The following is a 15,981-nucleotide window of genomic DNA, read 5'->3' as shown; positions in this document are numbered from 1 at the left end:
TGGAGTTTTTATGCCTGCTTCCAACTCCCTGGTCTATTATGCCGCTCACAGCATTCTTTCGGATGCGCGTGAGCACGCCCGCTACCTGGCAGACCTGCCTACCGACTTCGCTGCCCTGGCAAAAGTGGTACAGGGGGTGTTAATTCATCCGTTTGAGATTGATATCTACGGTGTTGAGCTGAGCAAAGTTCAGCGTAAGGAAGTCTTCCTGCGGTCGGTTTCAGAGATGCTGGGACGCATTCTCGAGCTGGACTCTCGCCCTCTTGGCGAGGCACGCCTGCCTGCAGAGCGGCTGGTGGGTAACTGCCGCGACCATGCTCTCCTTTTCTGCGCCTTCCTGCGCCACCAGGGGCGCCCGGCCCGGTTGCGTGCCGGTTTTGCCACCTATCTCACCGAGAAAATGATCGCCGATCACTGGGTGACCGAAGTGTGGGATGAAGTGGCAGGCCGCTGGCGCCGGATCGACGCGCAGATCGATGACGAGCAACGCAAGGCGCACAACATCACCGTGGATACGCTCGATCTGCCGGCCAATGCGTTTTACACCGCCGCAGACGCCTGGATGCTCTGCCGGAAACATCAGGCGAAATCGGGTGATTTTGGCTTCAACCGCAAGCGGCGTGGGTGGAACTACCTGAAGAATCAACTGCTCCTCGACCTGGCTTCGCTTAACAAGCTGGAATTACTCGCCGGTGAGTCGCTCTGGCAGCTTTCTGCCACCGATTATGAGCGCCTTGATGCTGAAGACCGTCATCTCCTCGACCAGATTGCCGGGATCATTCAACAACTGGATGAAAGCTTTGAAGAAATGCAGGCGCTGTTTGAGGGCGATCACCGGTTGGGCGAGCCGGTTCTCTCCAAACTGAAGCTCCTCGGTTACCTGGGAGAGAACACACCGGCTCCCGAAGTTAAGACCTCTGGCGCCGGGCCCGGGTTGCATCTGTTGCCCTCTGATCGGGAACGGTTGCTGGCCATGGGGAGGAATGGAAAGGCGGCTACAGCGGGCGCGGCCGAGGCTCCCCGCTCTAAAAATCAAGAGGTAAATGGTCATCTGAGTGAGCCGGATAGTATCACCATCCGTGGGGCGCAACAACACAACCTCAAGCACATCAATGTGACCATCCCGCGGAATAAACTGGTGGTGCTGACGGGTGTCTCGGGGAGTGGTAAATCTTCGCTGGCGTTCGATACTCTTTATGCTGAAGGACAGCGCCGTTATGTGGAAAGCCTTTCGGCGTATGTGCGCCGTTACCTCGACCAGATGGACAAGCCCAGGGTTGATTTTATTGGCGGTCTCAGCCCGGCGATTGCCATCGAGCAGAAATCGGTCAGCAAGAATCCGCGTTCCACGGTGGGCACGGTGACAGAGGTGATGGATTATCTGCGGGTGCTTTTCTCGCGGGCCGGCACCCAGCATTGCCCGCAGTGCGGGCGGGCGATTCAGCCCACCAGTCCCCAGCAGGCGGCAGAGGCGCTTCGCAGCCTGCCGCCCGGACAGCGGTTTTTGCTGGTGGCGCCTCTGTTGCGTAACCGGAAAGGAGATCCGGCGGCGCTTCTGGATCAGGTACGAAAAGAGGGTTTTACCCGGGCGCGGGTGGATGGCCAGATGGTGGAGTGGTTGGAAGGGGCTAGGCTGCCGCGCTGGCCGAAAAGCCAGCCCCACACCGTGGAGGTAATCGTAGATCGCCTCACTTTGCCCCCCGCAGATTACCCCGCAGAGGAGCGCAGAGATTTTGAGGCGCGCCTGATCGACTCGGTGGAGACCACCCTGCGCGCTGGCCGGGGGCTGATGCAGGTTGAACTGATAGATGGCCCGGTGTTGCTCCTCAGTGAGCAGAACGGATGCCCGCATTGCGGCATCAGCCTGCCCGAATTGACCCCGGCGCTGTTCAGCTTCAATGCACCGGCAGGAATGTGCCCGGCCTGTAACGGGCTGGGCACCAAGATGGAGGTTGACCCGGCGTTAATCGTGGAGCATCCCGATCTTTCGCTTCTCGATGGTGCGTCGCGCTGGTATGGCAACGTGCGCAAGAAACCAGGCTGGCATGTGCGTCACCTGCAGGCACTGGCCGACCATTATGGGGTAGACTTGGAATTGCCCTGGAAAGATCTGCCCCAGAAATTCCGCGATGTGATCCTGTGGGGGTCGGGCGGGGAGAAAATCCACTTCAGCTGGGAGAGCCAGGACGGCTCGTGGAAGGGAGAGAACTACGCCGAGGAGCGCGGGGCGGTTTATCACATCAACCGGCTCTTTCGCCAGACCAAGTCTGAATATACCCGCCGCTGGTACTTGAGCTTTATGAGTCACCAGCCCTGCCCGGTGTGCGGCGGAACGCGGCTCTGTGCTGAGGCGCGCCACGTGACGGTGGGCGGCAGGGGGTTCGCCGAGGTGTTAGAAATGACCATCGAAGAGGCTCACCGCTGGGTGGTGGGGCTGTCGAACGGCGGGGATGTTACCACGCACCTCAAGCCGGAGCAGATTGAGGTGGTGGGAGAGGTGCTCAAAGAACTGCGCAACCGGCTTCAGTTCATGCTCAACGTTGGCCTGCATTACCTCACCCTGAATCGCCCGGCGCCAACCCTTTCGGGTGGCGAGGGACAGCGCATCCGCCTGGCAAGCCAGCTGGGTTGTGGACTGGTGGGGGTGTTGTACATTCTGGATGAACCTTCCATTGGTTTACATGCACGCGATCAGCACAGCCTGCTCGAAACCCTTACCGAACTGCGAGATCAGGGGAACACGGTGCTGGTGGTGGAGCACGATGAGGAAACCATGCGCGCGGCTGACTGGCTGATTGACCTCGGCCCCGGGGCCGGAGTGCTGGGCGGCGAAGTGGTGGCCGCCGGTACCCCCGCCGAAGTGGCGGCGAACCCGCGTTCGCTGACCGGCCGCTACCTCAGCGGCGACCTGCGCATCACTGCGCCGCATGGACGTCAGCGGCGCACCCCGCGGGGCTGGCTCACACTTTCGGGGGCGCGCCTTTTTAACCTTAAGAATGTCACTGCCCGCTTCCCGCTGGGAGCCATCACCTGCGTCACCGGGGTGAGCGGCAGTGGAAAGAGCAGCCTGGTGAGCGAAACACTCTACCCGGCGCTGGCGCGCGCTCTGATGGGCGCGCAGACCTCGCCCGGCCCGTATGACCGCGTGGAGGGATTGGAGCAGGTGGATAAAGTGATCGACATCACTCAGGATCCCATCGGGCGCACCCCGCGTTCAAACCCGGCCACCTACGTGGGCATCTTCGATGAAATTCGCAAGGTGTTTGCCAGTGTGCCCGAGGCACGCCTGCGGGGGTATGGTGCCGGACGATTCAGTTTTAACGTCAAAGGGGGGCGCTGTGAGGCCTGCCAGGGGCATGGCCTGAAGCGCATCGAAATGCACTTTTTGCCCGATGTCTGGGTGACCTGCCAGGAATGTAAAGGGGCGCGCTACAACCGGCACACGCTGGAGATCACCTACAAGGGAAAGAACATCGCCGAAGCGCTCGCCATGGACGTGCAGGAAGCCCTGGAGTTCTTTTCGGCGTTTCCCAACATCACCCGTGTGTGCCAGACGCTGCACGACGTGGGGTTGGATTACATCAAGCTGGGGCAGAGCGCTACCACCCTCTCAGGGGGTGAGGCTCAGCGTGTCAAGCTGGCCAGAGAGCTGGGGCGCGTTTCCACCGGCGATACGGTGTACATTCTGGATGAGCCGACCACCGGGTTGCACTTTGCCGATGTTCAACGCCTGCTGGATGTGCTTCACCGCCTGGCTGACGCCGGTAACACGGTGATCGTCATCGAACATCAGATGGATGTGATCCGTACCTCGGACTGGATAATCGATCTGGGGCCTGAGGGGGGCCAGCGGGGTGGGTATATCCTGGCGCAGGGGACGCCGGAGGAGATTATCCAGGTGGAGGAAAGCTATACAGCGCGTTTCCTGCGGCAGGCGCTGGAAAAGGAAGAAACCGAACTGGTTGGAGCTTGATCCGGAAAAGGGAAGGAAATGGCTACTTTGCATCTGGTACGTCAGTTGCGTTTTACGCGCAGTGAGTTGATGCGCTGTCTGGAGGGGCTTGGTGAAGAAGACGCTCTGAAGCGCCTCCCGCCCATGAACTGCATCAGCTGGATGGTGGGGCATCTGGCCAATCAGGAACAGTACCTGTGGTTGTGGATTGCGCAGGGTAAAGCACTGTACCCTGAGCTGTATCGTCTGGTGGGATACGGACAGCCCGCCTCCCAGCCGCCTTACGGTGAAATGCGGAAGGTTTGGCAGGAGATCACTGCCGCCGCCGACGAATATCTGGATACACTCACCCCCGAAAAGCTGGATGCTTTTTTCAATGAAGAAGGCAGGCCCATGCGCGAAAACATCGGTACCCTTCTTCAGCGGAATATCTTCCACTACTGGTTTCATACCGGAGAAGCCTTTGCTGTGCGTCAGCTGCTTGGCCATGCTCCTTTGCCGGAATTTGTGGGGGATATGTCCGCGGTTATCTATTCCAGCAGGGTCAGCGAGATTTAACCCGTCCGAGAGGTGCTCTGTTTCCGCTATTGAAGAAGCAGTGCCCCAAAACCCGGGGGAGTAAATTCACGGGAATTTTGAGGCGTGCTGTATAATGGTTACAAAGCGGGAACATGAATGCACGAGTAGAACTTCTCGGCGTAAGTAATCTGTCCAAATATTATGGGGCAGTGGCCGCTCTGGAGGGGGTGTCGTTTTCTATTGAACCGGGAGAAGTGCTGGGGGTAGTCGGCCAGCGTGGAGCCGGGAAAACGACTCTGTTTCATTTGCTCGGGGGTGTCATTCAGCCCAGCGGGGGAGAAATTACCTTTGAGGGGCGGCGCGTGGCCTTCAGAACCCCTGCCGATGCTCAGAAGCTGGGGATCGAAATGGTGCATCAGAGCCCTCAGCTGGCAGAGAACCTGGATGTGCTGCACAACGTCTTCCTGGGGCGTGAGATTGCCTCTTCTCGCTTTTTGAGAAAACCCGATCTTGGAGCGATGCTTGAGAAAGCCCGGGAGGTGTTCACCGCCCTTGGGGCGCCGATTGAGTTGATCTACGAGCGGATGCCCGATCTTTCGGACGAACAGAGGCAAATTGTTGCCCTGGCGCGGGCTTTCTGCCGGCCCTCCAGATTGCTTTTGCTGGATGATCCGTTGCCGTCTCTGAGTTATGAACGCCAGCTTAAGTTACTGGAGCGGATTAAAGAACTGTCTCTGCAAAATGTAGCCGTTATTTTAAGCAGTGACGACCTCAATCATATTTTCTCCGTCACCGACCGCATTCTGGTGCTGTATCGGGGCAACCCGGCCAGAGTGCGTCTGACCTCTGAGACTACACCGCGCGAGATTGTCGAGTTGATTGTGGGATCGAGCCGACAGGAACAGGTGACGCCCGTCATCTGGGCGTTCGAGAACTATCACGCTGCCCAGCAACAGGCTGAGGAGTTGCGCCGACACCAGCAACAATTGCAGGAGAGCCTGGAGGCACAGGATTCGCTCAACCGGCAGTTGATCGAACGGATGCGCGACCAGATGGAAGCCCTCGACCGCCTGAATATTGCCCTGCAAGAAGCCAACCGGCGCCTGATGACCGAACGTGAAGCCGAACGAAAAGCCCTTGCCCAGGATTTGCACGATCAGATTATTCAGGATTTGTTGAGTTATAACTATGACCTGGAAGAAGCCCAAAACCAGCTGACCGATGAAGAACAGCGCCAGAATCTGGCCAAAATTCGAGATGGCATCCGGCAGGTAGTCAGCAGTTTACGCCAGATTTGCAGTGATCTGCGTCCGCCTACCATTGACAGCCATGGCCTTTCAGCGGCTATACGTTCCCTGGCGCATCAGTGGGAAGAGCAGAACGGCATCCAGGTACAGTTAAAGATCGACCCGAATCTGGGGCGAATGCCAGAGCCGATTGAGCTTTCTGTTTTTCGCATTATCCAGGAGGGGCTTCGCAATGTGCGCAAGCACGCCAAAGCCACCCTGGTGAAGCTCTCTCTGCGGCGTACTCCCACCGCCAGCCTGGTGGTGCAACTGGCGGATAACGGCCAGGGGCTGCTTCGCCCGGTAGACCTGGTGGCGCTTTCTCAGGAGAAACATTTTGGGCTGGTGGGGATCAGTGAGCGGGTGTCGCTTCTGGGGGGAACGATGAAGGTCAATTCATCCCCAGGCGGTGGGCTGGAGCTGATCATTGAAATTCCCAGTCCTTATCCCAGTTCCACGATGAACTAATGCGTCTCAAGAGCATCGTCGATGACCTGACGGAAGGTGGCGGCATCGAGGTCTTTTTTATCCAGAAAGGCCACGGCGCCGGCATCCAACCCCAGGCGGCGAAACTCGCGGTCGGGGTAGGCGCTGATGAGGATAACCCGCGTGTTCGGCGAAATTTCTTTGATGCGGCGGGTGCATTGAATGCCATCTTCCTGGTGCAGGACTACGTCCACAAAGGCGAGGTGAGGTTTGACCTGCCGGGCGATCTGAATGGCTTCACTGCTGTCGCCCGCTTCGTAAAGAAAAGCGGTGGGGCAGGTTTTCTGGAGGAGCTTTCCCATTTGAGTGCGGTAGCGCGGATTGTCATCTACGAGGAGTACGGTTAATTCGGTCTGGGTTTTCTCGGTGCGCAGGGAGGCCTTTTCCTGGCCGGGCGGGGAGAGATATTCGGGGTAGTGAATGGCAAAAAGGTTTGCCTCTAACCGGTTTTCTACCCGAATGGCGCGATAAAGAGCCGTCAGATGGTTCTCGATGGTCTTCACGCTCAGACCCATGACCCGGGCGATGCGATGATTGTTGTATCCCTGGGAGAGCAGGTAGAGGAGTTCGCGCTGTCGGCGGGTGAGAGAAGGTACAGGCTCAGCTCTGGCCGTTGAGTGATTCACCAGCCGGTTGACCAGCGGGTCAGAAATCCAGCGTCCGCCATCCAGAATGCGTTGAATGGCCAGATAAAGGTCCGAGAGGGGCTGATCTTTGAGATGATAACCGTTCACCCCGGCAGAAAGCAGCCCCACCACATACGATTGGTCATCGTAAGCGCTCACGACCAGGATTTTTAAATCGGGGTATGCGGCACGGATGTTTTGAATTGCCGCGACGGGGTCGAAATCGGGCATGTTGACATCCACTACCAGCAGGTCAGGGTGCAGGGTTTGCAGGGCGGCAGTCAACTCGGGGCCGTTTCCGGCTTCGCCGACGATTTCCAGCCTGGGGAGGCTGGCGAGGGCTTCGCGAAGGCCGGCACGGATGAGGGCGTGGTCATCGGCAAGTAAAGTGCGTACGGGTTGGTTGCCTGGATTCATTAAGCCTCATTAGGGGAAACCCCCCGGAAAAAGGGGGAAATATCCCCAGGGTTTATCGGGAAGATTAAGGGTTGTAGTGTGAACCCATTTTTGTTTTGATTATAGTGGAAGGCTGTTGTACGGTAAAGAAAGGAGGACTCCCCAGAGTGAGGCTCCGGGTGCTGGAATGGGTGGTTCTGAGTTCAAGAATGGTTCGTCCTTCCGCGCAGGGAGCCCAGATGGACACTTCGGTTTTTCATCGTACGACGTAAAGCGTGTGTTTCTCATTTCAATCTGTTTTCTCGTTTTTTCAGGAGGATCGTGTAATGTCACAGAAGAGAGTGTTGTTCAGTCTGGTGGCCATTCTGGTCATCGCTGCCACCCTGCTGGCCGCCTGCCAGCCCGCAGCCACCCAGCAAGCCGCTACCCAGCCAGCTGCTTCAGGCGAAAAGCTGGCTGTGGGGATCGTTCTGCCTACCAAGGATGAACCGCGCTGGATTCAGGATGAAACACGCTTCAAAGAAGCTCTTTCGGCTGCCGGTTACCAGGTAGAGATTCTCTTCAGCCAGGGTTCTTCGGCCAAGGAGAAGGAGAACGTCAAAGCTCTGCTGACCAAGGGCATTAAAGTGCTCATCATTTGCCCGCAGGATGGAACAGCGGCGGCTGCGGCGGTGGAAGAAGCCCGTAAGGCCGGGGTGAAGGTGATCTCTTATGATCGCCTGATCCGTGATACCGACGCGGTGGATTATTATGTGACCTTCGACAGCATCGCCGTGGGGGCCCAGCAGGCGCAGTACCTGGTGGATAACGCCACCGGCAAGGGCAACCCGCTGTATCTGTACGCAGGGGCGGCTTCAGATAACAATGCCTTCATCTTCTTTGAGGGTGCGTGGGGAGTGCTCCAGCCCAAGATTGCGGATGGCACCTTTGTGATCAAGAATTCCAGCGAGGCTGTGGCACTGCAAGACAAACCCAAGCTGACTCGCGATGAGATGGCGCGCATCATCGGGCAGGTCACCACCAACTGGGACTTCAACACCGCCAAGAACCTGGCCGAAGCCAACCTGACCGCCACCACTGCCGCCGATAAAGGCACGGTGTATATCCTGGCCCCCAATGATGGCACCGCTCGCGCCATTGCCGACGCATTCGCCGCCGACAAAGACGTGACCAAATATTACGTGACCGGGCAGGATGCCGAAAAAGCCTCGGTGCAATACATTCTGGACGGCAAGCAGTCGATGACCGTCTTCAAAGATGTGCGCACCCTGGTGAAGGACGCCATCAGCGCCGCGGTGGCACTGCTGGAAGGGAAAGCCCCCGCCGCTAAAGGTTCCTATAACAATGGCAAGATCGACGTTCCCGCCATTCAGTCGCCGGTGGTAACGGTGGACAAGAACAACGTCAAAGAGGCTCTGATTGACTCTGGCTATTACAGCGCCAGTGATTTCACCGGCCTGCAGTAAAATGAAGTAGTGCATCTCAACAGGAATAGTGATGGAGACTTCCATCACTATTCCTGTACGCCATAGCAGGGTTTCGCGGAGCGGATATGACCCCCCCTATATTGGAAATGAAGAACATCACCAAGGAATTTCCGGGTGTGAAGGCCCTGGATAACGTGAGCTTTAGCGTACAGGAGGGTGTAATTCATTGCCTGGTTGGCGAGAACGGCGCGGGAAAGTCCACGCTGATGAAGGTGTTGAGCGGCGTCTACCCCTACGGCGAATACAGCGGTGAAATTCTCATTCGAGGGGTTCCACAGCGTTTTTCAGGAATACGAGACAGTGAAAAAGCCGGGATCGGCATTATTTATCAGGAGCTGGCTCTTGTTCCTGAAATGACGGTGTATGAGAACATTTTTCTGGGGAATGAAATTCGCAGGGGAATGGTGATGGACTGGAATGAGACCATCCGGCGGGCCAGCCAGATGCTCAGGAAGGTTCGACTGGACATCAACCCCGCGACCAGGGTGAAGGACCTCGGAGTGGGCAAACAGCAGTTAATCGAAATTGCGAAAGCCCTCAGCCGGGAGGTGAAGATTCTCATTCTGGACGAGCCGACATCAGCCTTGAATGAAGATGACAGCCAGAACCTGTTGAACTTACTGCGGGATCTGAAAGCCCAGGGGGTTACCTGCATCATGATCTCGCATAAGCTCAAAGAAGTGATTGCCATTGCCGATGCGGTCACGGTGCTGCGCGACGGAAGGACGATCTGTACGCTGGATGCTCACAAAGGCGAGGTCTCGGAAAATGTCCTGATCAAAAACATGGTTGGGCGAGAGATCAACCATATTTTCCCACCCAAAGAGCACCAGCCTTCAGACGAAGTGGTGCTGGAGGTGCGGAACTGGGGTGCGTATGACCCGAATCTGGGGCGGAAGATCCTTAAAAATATCAACCTCAAACTGCACAAAGGGGAGATTCTGGGCATTGCCGGGTTGATGGGTTCGGGGCGCACCGAACTTGCATTGAGCCTGTTTGGAAATTCGCGGGGGTACCATCTGGAGGGGGAGCTTTACCTTCATGGGCAACGCAGACAGTTCAGCCACCCGCACGAGGCTATCCGCGCCGGGCTGGCTTACCTTACCGAGGATCGTAAGGGCAACGGGCTGATTTTGATTCAAGATGTGAAGCAAAATATCTCGCTGGCGAACCTCGAAGAAATTTCGAGGAATGGAATAGTGGATAACAACGCCGAGGTGAAGATAGCCAACCAGTATAAGATGGTGCTGAACATCAAAACACCGAGCGTTGAACAGAAGGTAATGAACCTGAGCGGGGGAAACCAGCAAAAGGTATGTCTGGGGAGGTGGCTGTTTGCCAGACCCGAGGTGCTCATTCTGGATGAGCCTACCCGCGGGATCGATGTGGGTGCCAAGTACGAAATTTATACCATCATGACTCAGCTGGTTCAGCAGGGGATGAGCATCATCATGATCTCATCCGAACTCCCTGAAATTCTGGGGATGAGCGACCGCATTTATGTGGTTTCTTCCGGCCGAATCGCCGGTGAGTTGTCTGCCTCAGAGGCTACTCAGGAAAAAATCATGCAGCTTGCAACGGATTGAGGAGATCGGAGATGTCGTTATTCCGCAATGCGCAGAAGGTGTTACGCGAAAATATCCGCGAATACGGCATGTATATTGCCCTGTTTGTGATCATGGCCATCTTTACGATCACAACCAGAGGAACATTCATATCGTCGAGGAATATCAGCAACCTGCTTAACCAGACGGGCTATATCGCCGTGCTGGCGGTAGGAATGACGCTGGTGATCGTCATCCGGCACATCGACCTTTCGGTGGGGTTCCTGGCCGGGTTCCTGGGGGCAGTGGCGGCCATCGCGCTGGTGTTCTGGAAGCTCCCCACCTGGGTGGTCATTCCGCTGGTGCTGGGGCTGGGGGTGCTGGCGGGGTGCATTACGGCCTTCCTCGTGGCTCAGCTGAAGATCCCCTCGTTTGTGGCCTCTCTGGCGGGGTGGCTCATTTACCGGGGGGCGATCCTTCTGGTGACGGCGGGCACGGGCACCATCATCATTCCCGATGCCACCTACAACGCCATTGGCAATGGTTATATCCCCGATATTCAGGTGATCCCGGGGGTGCACAACCTGACTCTGTTGCTGGGGGTGGTGGCTATTCTGTTGTTCATCGTCAACGAAATCAGCGACCGGCGAAAGAAACTGGCGTACAACTTTGAGGTGCTTTCCACTGACATGTTCATCCTCAAGTTGCTTTTCATGTCCGGATTGATTGGCGCCATCACCTGGGTGCTGGCCGGATACAACGGTCTTTCGTGGACGGTGGTAGTGGTGCTGGTGGTGGTGGCCATTTATCATTTCGTCACCACTCAGACGGTGCTTGGGCGGCATATTTATGCCATTGGCGGCAACCCTGAAGCCGCCGAGTTGAGCGGGGTGAGCGTGAAGAAGCTCATTTACGTGGTGTTTGGCTCCATGGGAATGCTCTCGGCGCTTTCGGGGATCCTCTTCTCCTCGCGTTTGCAATCGGCGACCACCACTGCCGGAACTCTTTTTGAGCTTGACGCGATTGCAGCCGCGTATGTGGGCGGGGTTTCGGCGGCAGGTGGCGTGGGCAAGGTGATCGGTTCGATCATCGGCGCGCTGGTGATGACCTCGCTGACCAGCGGGATGAACCTGATGGGCATTGATATTTCTCTTCAGTATATTGTGAGAGGAGCGGTGCTGGCCTTTGCGGTAATCTTTGATGTGACCACCCGCAACCGCGGCAAATGATTCGAGGGGGTTCCATGTGAGGCGGGGCTGTCTGACAGGTAAGGTCAGACAGCCCCTGTTTTTATAGAAGAAGCCAGACGGAACAGGTTTAGCGAAAGCGCAGATCGCCGGTTATGGGAGGGAGAGGGAGCGGGTGATTTCTTCCCAGCGTAACTGTCCGGCTACGCCGCCGATTTTACTGGCCACAGAACGCCCGCAGGCCATGGCAATTTGCAGGCACTGCTCCAGGGGCAGGCCGCGCAACCATCCGGCGAGGAATCCGGCGTCAAAACTGTCTCCCGCGCCGATGCTGTCTCCGCCGCTCACCGGTTGAACGGGGCGCTGGATAAAAGTATCGCGCGTGTAGACGCGCGCGCCCCGTGCGCCTTCTTTAATGACCACCGCCTGTACGCCAAAATTCAAAAAGGTTTCGGCGGCTTCATCGAGGGTCGGTTTTCGGCTGATGCGCAGGGCTTCCTGGTCGTTGGGCATGAAAAGGTCGGTCATGGATAACAACTGGGGCAGGTTGCCGTTCCAGGTCTCGGCAGGGTCCCAGTTGGTGTCCAGAGAGATGCTCAACCCCAGGGTTCTGGCGCGCCGGAAAATTTCTGGCATTACCGGGAGCAAACCGGTGTGCAAATAATGACTGCCATGGTGCAAATGGCGCGCTGAGGAGAGGAATTCATCGCTGACGTCGGATGGGGTAAGGGCATGGATCGAACCGGGGTAGGTCAGGATCGCGCGGTCGCCAGGAGGGCAAAAGGCAAGGCTCAGGCCGGTTTTCAGGGAGGAGTCGATTGAGACGTAACTTGTAGTAACCCCCGCTTCATTCAGGCGGTTGAGCACCAGCTGCCCGAAGCTATCTGCTCCGACCCGCCCCAGCAGAGCGGTACGCAATCCCAGGCGGGAAGCCTGACAGGCGAAGATCGAGCATGATCCGCCCATTTCGAGGGTGTAGTCTTCAATCAGTTTTTCTACCTGGCCAAACTGAGGGGTGACATCAGCGCCGCTTAAGATAAGGTCGACACAGAGATCGCCAAAAGTAATAATATCGAAACGTCTGGTTTCCACGTTGACCTGCCTGTGAAAAAGAGAGGATGCCGGAAACTGCCGGTGCTGGAGGCCGCTGTCGCTCCGGGATAGGGCTATTCTATCATGGGTCTACTGAAGAGAAAGGCCGGAAGCGGTAGGGGGAGGTTTGAGAGAAGCCTTCCTGGTAACGTTTTGCGCCAATTTTTATCTAATTTATGTGTAGATTGATGCCCAGTAAACATTATACACAGATTGTACAATGCTGACACAACTCGATCTGAAGGGTATAATGTTGATCGCATAAACAAACAACCGCTCCTGAATACTTACCGGTAGATGGGGCGCATGAAGCTCTATGGAGGATCATCATGAACGGTAACAAAAACAATCCGCGGAAACGTATTCTACCCGAGGTAGCGCAGGCTATCCCGGAATTTATTCTGGCTCCCGAACCGCTTGCGGTGAATAAGCCGGTCATCGAAGATGCTACCCGTGAACTGCTTCTGGCGATCGGTGAAGACCCCGAACGCGATGGCCTGTTGAAAACACCGGAGCGAGTTGCCCGTATGTGGGAAGAGCTTACCGCCGGGTATCATACCGACCCGGAGAAACTCATTAACGGTGCGCTTTTCGACGTGGATTACGACGAAATGGTGCTCGTGAAGGATATTGAGTATTACAGCCTCTGTGAACACCATTTACTGCCGTTCTTTGGGCGGGCGCATGTGGCGTATATCCCCAACGGTCGGGTGATCGGGTTGAGTAAAATCCCGCGGGTGGTTGAGATGTACGCCCGCCGTCTGCAGGTGCAGGAACGGATGACTGCCGAGATCGCCCATTTCTTGATGGATACGCTGGATGCCCGCGGCGTGGCTGTGGTGGTGGAAGGTTCGCACATGTGCGCGATGATGCGCGGGGTGAAAAAGCCCGAAACGAACATGACCACCAGCACCTTCCTGGGAGCATTCAAAGAAGACCGCGCGTTGCGGCAGGAATTCCTCGATCAGGTCAACCGGGCCTACCACCGTGACTGAGCCGATAACACTGCGGGGGAAGACGATCCTGATCACCGGCGCGGCGCGGCGGGTGGGGCGTGCTTTAGCCCTCGCCTGTGCCCGCGCCGGGGCGCATGTTGCGGTTCATTACGGCACATCGCGCGATGAGGCTGAGAGCCTAAAAAAGGAAATCGAAACCCTGGAAAGCACTGCGGCACTCTTCCAGGCCGATCTGAATGACCCCTCGCAGGTGAGGCGGCTTCTTGAGCAGGTGTGGCAGTGGCGTCCGCTGGATGGGCTGGTCAACAACGCCTCGGTCTTTGAGGCGCTTGACTGGTGCTCTACCACGCTTGAGGACTGGAACCGCAACCTGATGATTCACCTGACTGCACCCTTTCTGCTCAGCCAGGAGTTTGCCCGTCGCTTGCCCGAAGAGAAAACCGGCCGTAATGTCAACCTGCTCGACTGGCGCGCCCTGCGCCCGGGGGGTGATCACTTTCCGTATTCGGTTAGCAAGGCCGCGCTGGCCGCTCTGACACGTTCGCTTGCTGTGGCGCTTGCACCGCGCATTACCGTCAATGGTCTGGCGCTGGGGGCCATTCTACCCTCCGCCAGCGGTGAAGATGCCGGAGATTTGCTGGCGCGGGTGCCTGCAGGGCGCTGGGCAGAATTGAAAGAGGTGGAAGAGGCGCTGCTTTTTCTGCTGGGTGGCCCCGCGTATATCACGGGAGAAATTCTCCATGTGGATGGCGGCAGACATTTGATTTAATGGAGGCAGGATGGATAAAATCTTCATTCGCGATCTGGTGGCCCGCGGCATTATCGGGGTTAATGATTCGGAGCGTGAGAAGTCACAGGAGATTCTCATTAACATCACCCTGCTGGTTGATCTGCGTGCGGCGGGTGAAAGTGACTGCCTGGACGACTCGGTGAGCTATCGGACGATTGCCAAACGAGCCCTCGCGCACGCCGAGAGCGCGGCGCGCTTTACGGTGGAGGCGCTGGCGGCAGACCTGGCCAAACTATGCCTGGAAGACCCCAGAGTACAGCGGGTGATCGTGCGGGTAGAAAAGCCCGGTGCGGTGCGGTTTTCGCGTTCGGTGGGGGTTGAAATTGAGCGCACCCGGGAGGATTTTGCATGATTCCGGTGGAACAACCGGCCTGTTTGCTGCTTGGATCGAACATCCAGCCTGAATATTACCTTCCTCTGGCCGTGCGGCAGTTGCACGGCTTTTTTGTGGTGGAGGGGGTTTCACGTGTGTGGCAGACACCGGCGGTTGGCTCGGCAGGCCCACCCTTCCTCAATGCGGCGATGCGCATCCGTACTGCCCTCAGCCCGGAGGAGATTAAAAGAGGGGTTCTCCGACCGCTGGAAGCTCAAATGGGTCGGGTGCGCAGTGAGGATAAAAACGCTCCACGGACGATCGATATTGACCTGGTGCTGTGGGGAGAACAGGTGCTTGAACCGCGAATCTGGGAATGGGTGCATGTGGCAGTGCCGGTAGCTGAGGTATGGCCCTACCCGCTGACCGGGCCGGGGGGAGAGACACTTCAGGAGGCCGCACACCGGCTGCGAACCGACGCGCGGCTTGACCATCGCAAAGATGTGCCTCTGACAGGTGGAACGGCCTAACCCCGCCTGACGACGAGCACCAGGTTGCCGCTGGTTGAGCTATCAAAGGGAGAGCCATCCATCCCTCCGAAGACCGCTATCGAAGTGAAGCCAGCCTCGCGCAGGGCGGTTTCCAGTTCATCTCGCCGCCAGGGGTAAAGGCAGGTGGCGTTCGTCTGCTGAATCCAGGGTTCTCTTCCGATCCGGTGCAGGGTGAGGAGATTGAAGGTGATCGTCCCATCGGCTTCGAAATCGTAAAACCGCAGGAAAATCCATTCGGCATCTCCTTCCGTATACGCCTGAGGTTCCATCCAGCGCTGGCGGTGGTTAAGCACGGCATCGAAATTCCGGTTCTGGATGAGCAGCAGCCCCCCTGGCCGCAGACAGGTGGCGAAGTCGGTCAGGGTGGTGTGGAGCTCTGGCCGGGAGAGTACATGGGGGAGGGAATTCCCCAGGCAGAGGAGAGCATCCATGGGGAGCACATCGTCAAAGGCGGCCTGCAAACCCCCGAACCCTGCCGGGCGGAAGTCCACCCTTACCCCGGCCTGCGCGGCGTTGAGGCGCGCCCGGGCGATCATCTTCTCGCTCAGGTCGGCGCCCGCCGCCCGGCCCCCCCGGCGGGCCAGTTCGATGGCGTGCATTCCTGTGCCGCAGGCGGCATCCAGAATGTTGAGCGGCCTTTCGAGTGACCCCAGGGGTTGAAGCTGTTCAAGGAGGAAGGGCATCTCAAAGGCAAGGCGAGATGCCCAGTTTACAAAGTGATCGTAGACGGAACTCAATTGATCATACATAAGCCAAAGTATAATGAATGGGCAGGAAAGGTGCGTTGCGCTAAAGC

13 protein-coding genes are annotated in these 15,981 nt (G+C 57.5%); 10 read left to right on the top strand and 3 right to left on the bottom strand.

The features are described from left to right. Positions 1 to 10 precede the first annotated feature (10 nt). From uvrA to ATHL_RS14915, 3 genes are all read left to right on the top strand, one after another. Positions 11 to 3,973 (top strand): excinuclease ABC subunit UvrA, encoded by a 3,963-nt coding sequence (uvrA, locus tag ATHL_RS14925; RefSeq protein ID WP_084001534.1) that lies wholly within the window; start codon positions 11 to 13, stop codon positions 3,971 to 3,973. Between the two features lie 18 nt (positions 3,974 to 3,991). Then, a complete protein-coding gene (locus ATHL_RS14920) occupies positions 3,992 to 4,510 on the top strand; it encodes a DinB family protein (protein WP_062195519.1) in 519 nt (172 codons plus the stop codon). 113 nt (positions 4,511 to 4,623) lie between these two features. Next, positions 4,624 to 6,225 (top strand): ATP-binding cassette domain-containing protein, encoded by a 1,602-nt coding sequence (locus ATHL_RS14915; RefSeq protein ID WP_084001532.1) that lies wholly within the window; start codon positions 4,624 to 4,626, stop codon positions 6,223 to 6,225. On the opposite strand, the gene ATHL_RS14910 is transcribed toward ATHL_RS14915, so the two are convergent. Further along, the gene (locus tag ATHL_RS14910; protein ID WP_062195518.1) at positions 6,222 to 7,286 is read right to left on the bottom strand and encodes a response regulator transcription factor; all 1,065 of its coding nucleotides are present in this window, start codon (positions 7,284 to 7,286) and stop codon (positions 6,222 to 6,224) included. The genes ATHL_RS14915 and ATHL_RS14910 overlap by 4 nt on opposite strands. Positions 7,287 to 7,591: 305 nt before the next feature. Between ATHL_RS14910 and ATHL_RS14905 the strand changes: the two genes are divergently transcribed. From ATHL_RS14905 to ATHL_RS14895, 3 genes are all read left to right on the top strand, one after another. Beyond that, positions 7,592 to 8,731, top strand: a complete 1,140-nt coding sequence (locus ATHL_RS14905; protein ID WP_062195516.1) for a sugar ABC transporter substrate-binding protein — start codon at positions 7,592 to 7,594, stop codon at positions 8,729 to 8,731. A gap of 86 nt (positions 8,732 to 8,817) precedes the next feature. Beyond that, entirely contained in the window at positions 8,818 to 10,338 is a 1,521-nt protein-coding gene (locus tag ATHL_RS14900; RefSeq protein ID WP_062195514.1) for an ATP-binding cassette domain-containing protein, read from the top strand. An 11-nt stretch (positions 10,339 to 10,349) separates the two neighbouring features. Beyond that, positions 10,350 to 11,525, top strand: coding sequence for a sugar ABC transporter permease (locus ATHL_RS14895; RefSeq protein ID WP_062195513.1), 1,176 nt, complete (start codon positions 10,350 to 10,352; stop codon positions 11,523 to 11,525). 111 nt (positions 11,526 to 11,636) lie between these two features. Here the strand turns inward: ATHL_RS14895 and ATHL_RS14890 are convergent, their stop codons facing one another. Further along, positions 11,637 to 12,575, bottom strand: coding sequence for a carbohydrate kinase family protein (locus tag ATHL_RS14890; RefSeq protein ID WP_062195511.1), 939 nt, complete (start codon positions 12,573 to 12,575; stop codon positions 11,637 to 11,639). A gap of 329 nt (positions 12,576 to 12,904) precedes the next feature. Between ATHL_RS14890 and folE the strand changes: the two genes are divergently transcribed. From folE to folK, 4 genes are read left to right on the top strand one after another with little or no spacing between them, the layout of a single operon-like run. After that, positions 12,905 to 13,570, top strand: coding sequence for a GTP cyclohydrolase I FolE (gene folE, locus ATHL_RS14885; RefSeq protein WP_062195510.1), 666 nt, complete (start codon positions 12,905 to 12,907; stop codon positions 13,568 to 13,570). After that, entirely contained in the window at positions 13,563 to 14,300 is a 738-nt protein-coding gene (locus ATHL_RS14880) for an SDR family oxidoreductase (protein ID WP_162787736.1), read from the top strand. The genes folE and ATHL_RS14880 overlap by 8 nt, the downstream gene beginning before the upstream one ends. 10 nt (positions 14,301 to 14,310) lie before the next feature. Beyond that, on the top strand, positions 14,311 to 14,673 hold the full coding sequence (gene folB / locus ATHL_RS14875; RefSeq protein WP_062195508.1) for a dihydroneopterin aldolase: 363 nt from the start codon (positions 14,311 to 14,313) through the stop codon (positions 14,671 to 14,673). Continuing rightward, on the top strand, positions 14,670 to 15,164 hold the full coding sequence (folK, locus tag ATHL_RS14870) for a 2-amino-4-hydroxy-6-hydroxymethyldihydropteridine diphosphokinase (protein ID WP_062195507.1): 495 nt from the start codon (positions 14,670 to 14,672) through the stop codon (positions 15,162 to 15,164). The genes folB and folK overlap by 4 nt, the downstream gene beginning before the upstream one ends. On the opposite strand, the gene ATHL_RS14865 is transcribed toward folK, so the two are convergent. Next, positions 15,161 to 15,934, bottom strand: coding sequence for a class I SAM-dependent DNA methyltransferase (locus ATHL_RS14865; RefSeq protein ID WP_062195505.1), 774 nt, complete (start codon positions 15,932 to 15,934; stop codon positions 15,161 to 15,163). The two genes, folK and ATHL_RS14865, sit on opposite strands and share 4 nt — an antisense overlap. Between the last annotated feature and the right edge of the window lie 47 nt (positions 15,935 to 15,981).

It is taken from the genome of Anaerolinea thermolimosa, from assembly GCF_001050195.2.
Classification (GTDB): Bacteria; Chloroflexota; Anaerolineae; order Anaerolineales; family Anaerolineaceae; genus Anaerolinea; species Anaerolinea thermolimosa.
Note: the sequence above shows the minus strand (reverse complement) of the source record. Positions and strands in the feature narration are given on the sequence as shown.

Coding starts and splice junctions, on each gene's coding strand:
- ATHL_RS14915 (WP_084001532.1), top strand. CDS start 4,624: ATGAATGCACGAGTAGAACTTCTCGGCGTAAGTAATCTGTCCAAATAT.
- ATHL_RS14895 (WP_062195513.1), top strand. CDS start 10,350: ATGTCGTTATTCCGCAATGCGCAGAAGGTGTTACGCGAAAATATCCGC.
- ATHL_RS14910 (WP_062195518.1), bottom strand. CDS start 7,286: ATGAATCCAGGCAACCAACCCGTACGCACTTTACTTGCCGATGACCAC.
- ATHL_RS14865 (WP_062195505.1), bottom strand. CDS start 15,934: ATGTATGATCAATTGAGTTCCGTCTACGATCACTTTGTAAACTGGGCA.
- folB (WP_062195508.1), top strand. CDS start 14,311: ATGGATAAAATCTTCATTCGCGATCTGGTGGCCCGCGGCATTATCGGG.
- ATHL_RS14900 (WP_062195514.1), top strand. CDS start 8,818: ATGACCCCCCCTATATTGGAAATGAAGAACATCACCAAGGAATTTCCG.
- folK (WP_062195507.1), top strand. CDS start 14,670: ATGATTCCGGTGGAACAACCGGCCTGTTTGCTGCTTGGATCGAACATC.
- folE (WP_062195510.1), top strand. CDS start 12,905: ATGAACGGTAACAAAAACAATCCGCGGAAACGTATTCTACCCGAGGTA.
- uvrA (WP_084001534.1), top strand. CDS start 11: ATGCCTGCTTCCAACTCCCTGGTCTATTATGCCGCTCACAGCATTCTT.
- ATHL_RS14920 (WP_062195519.1), top strand. CDS start 3,992: ATGGCTACTTTGCATCTGGTACGTCAGTTGCGTTTTACGCGCAGTGAG.
- ATHL_RS14905 (WP_062195516.1), top strand. CDS start 7,592: ATGTCACAGAAGAGAGTGTTGTTCAGTCTGGTGGCCATTCTGGTCATC.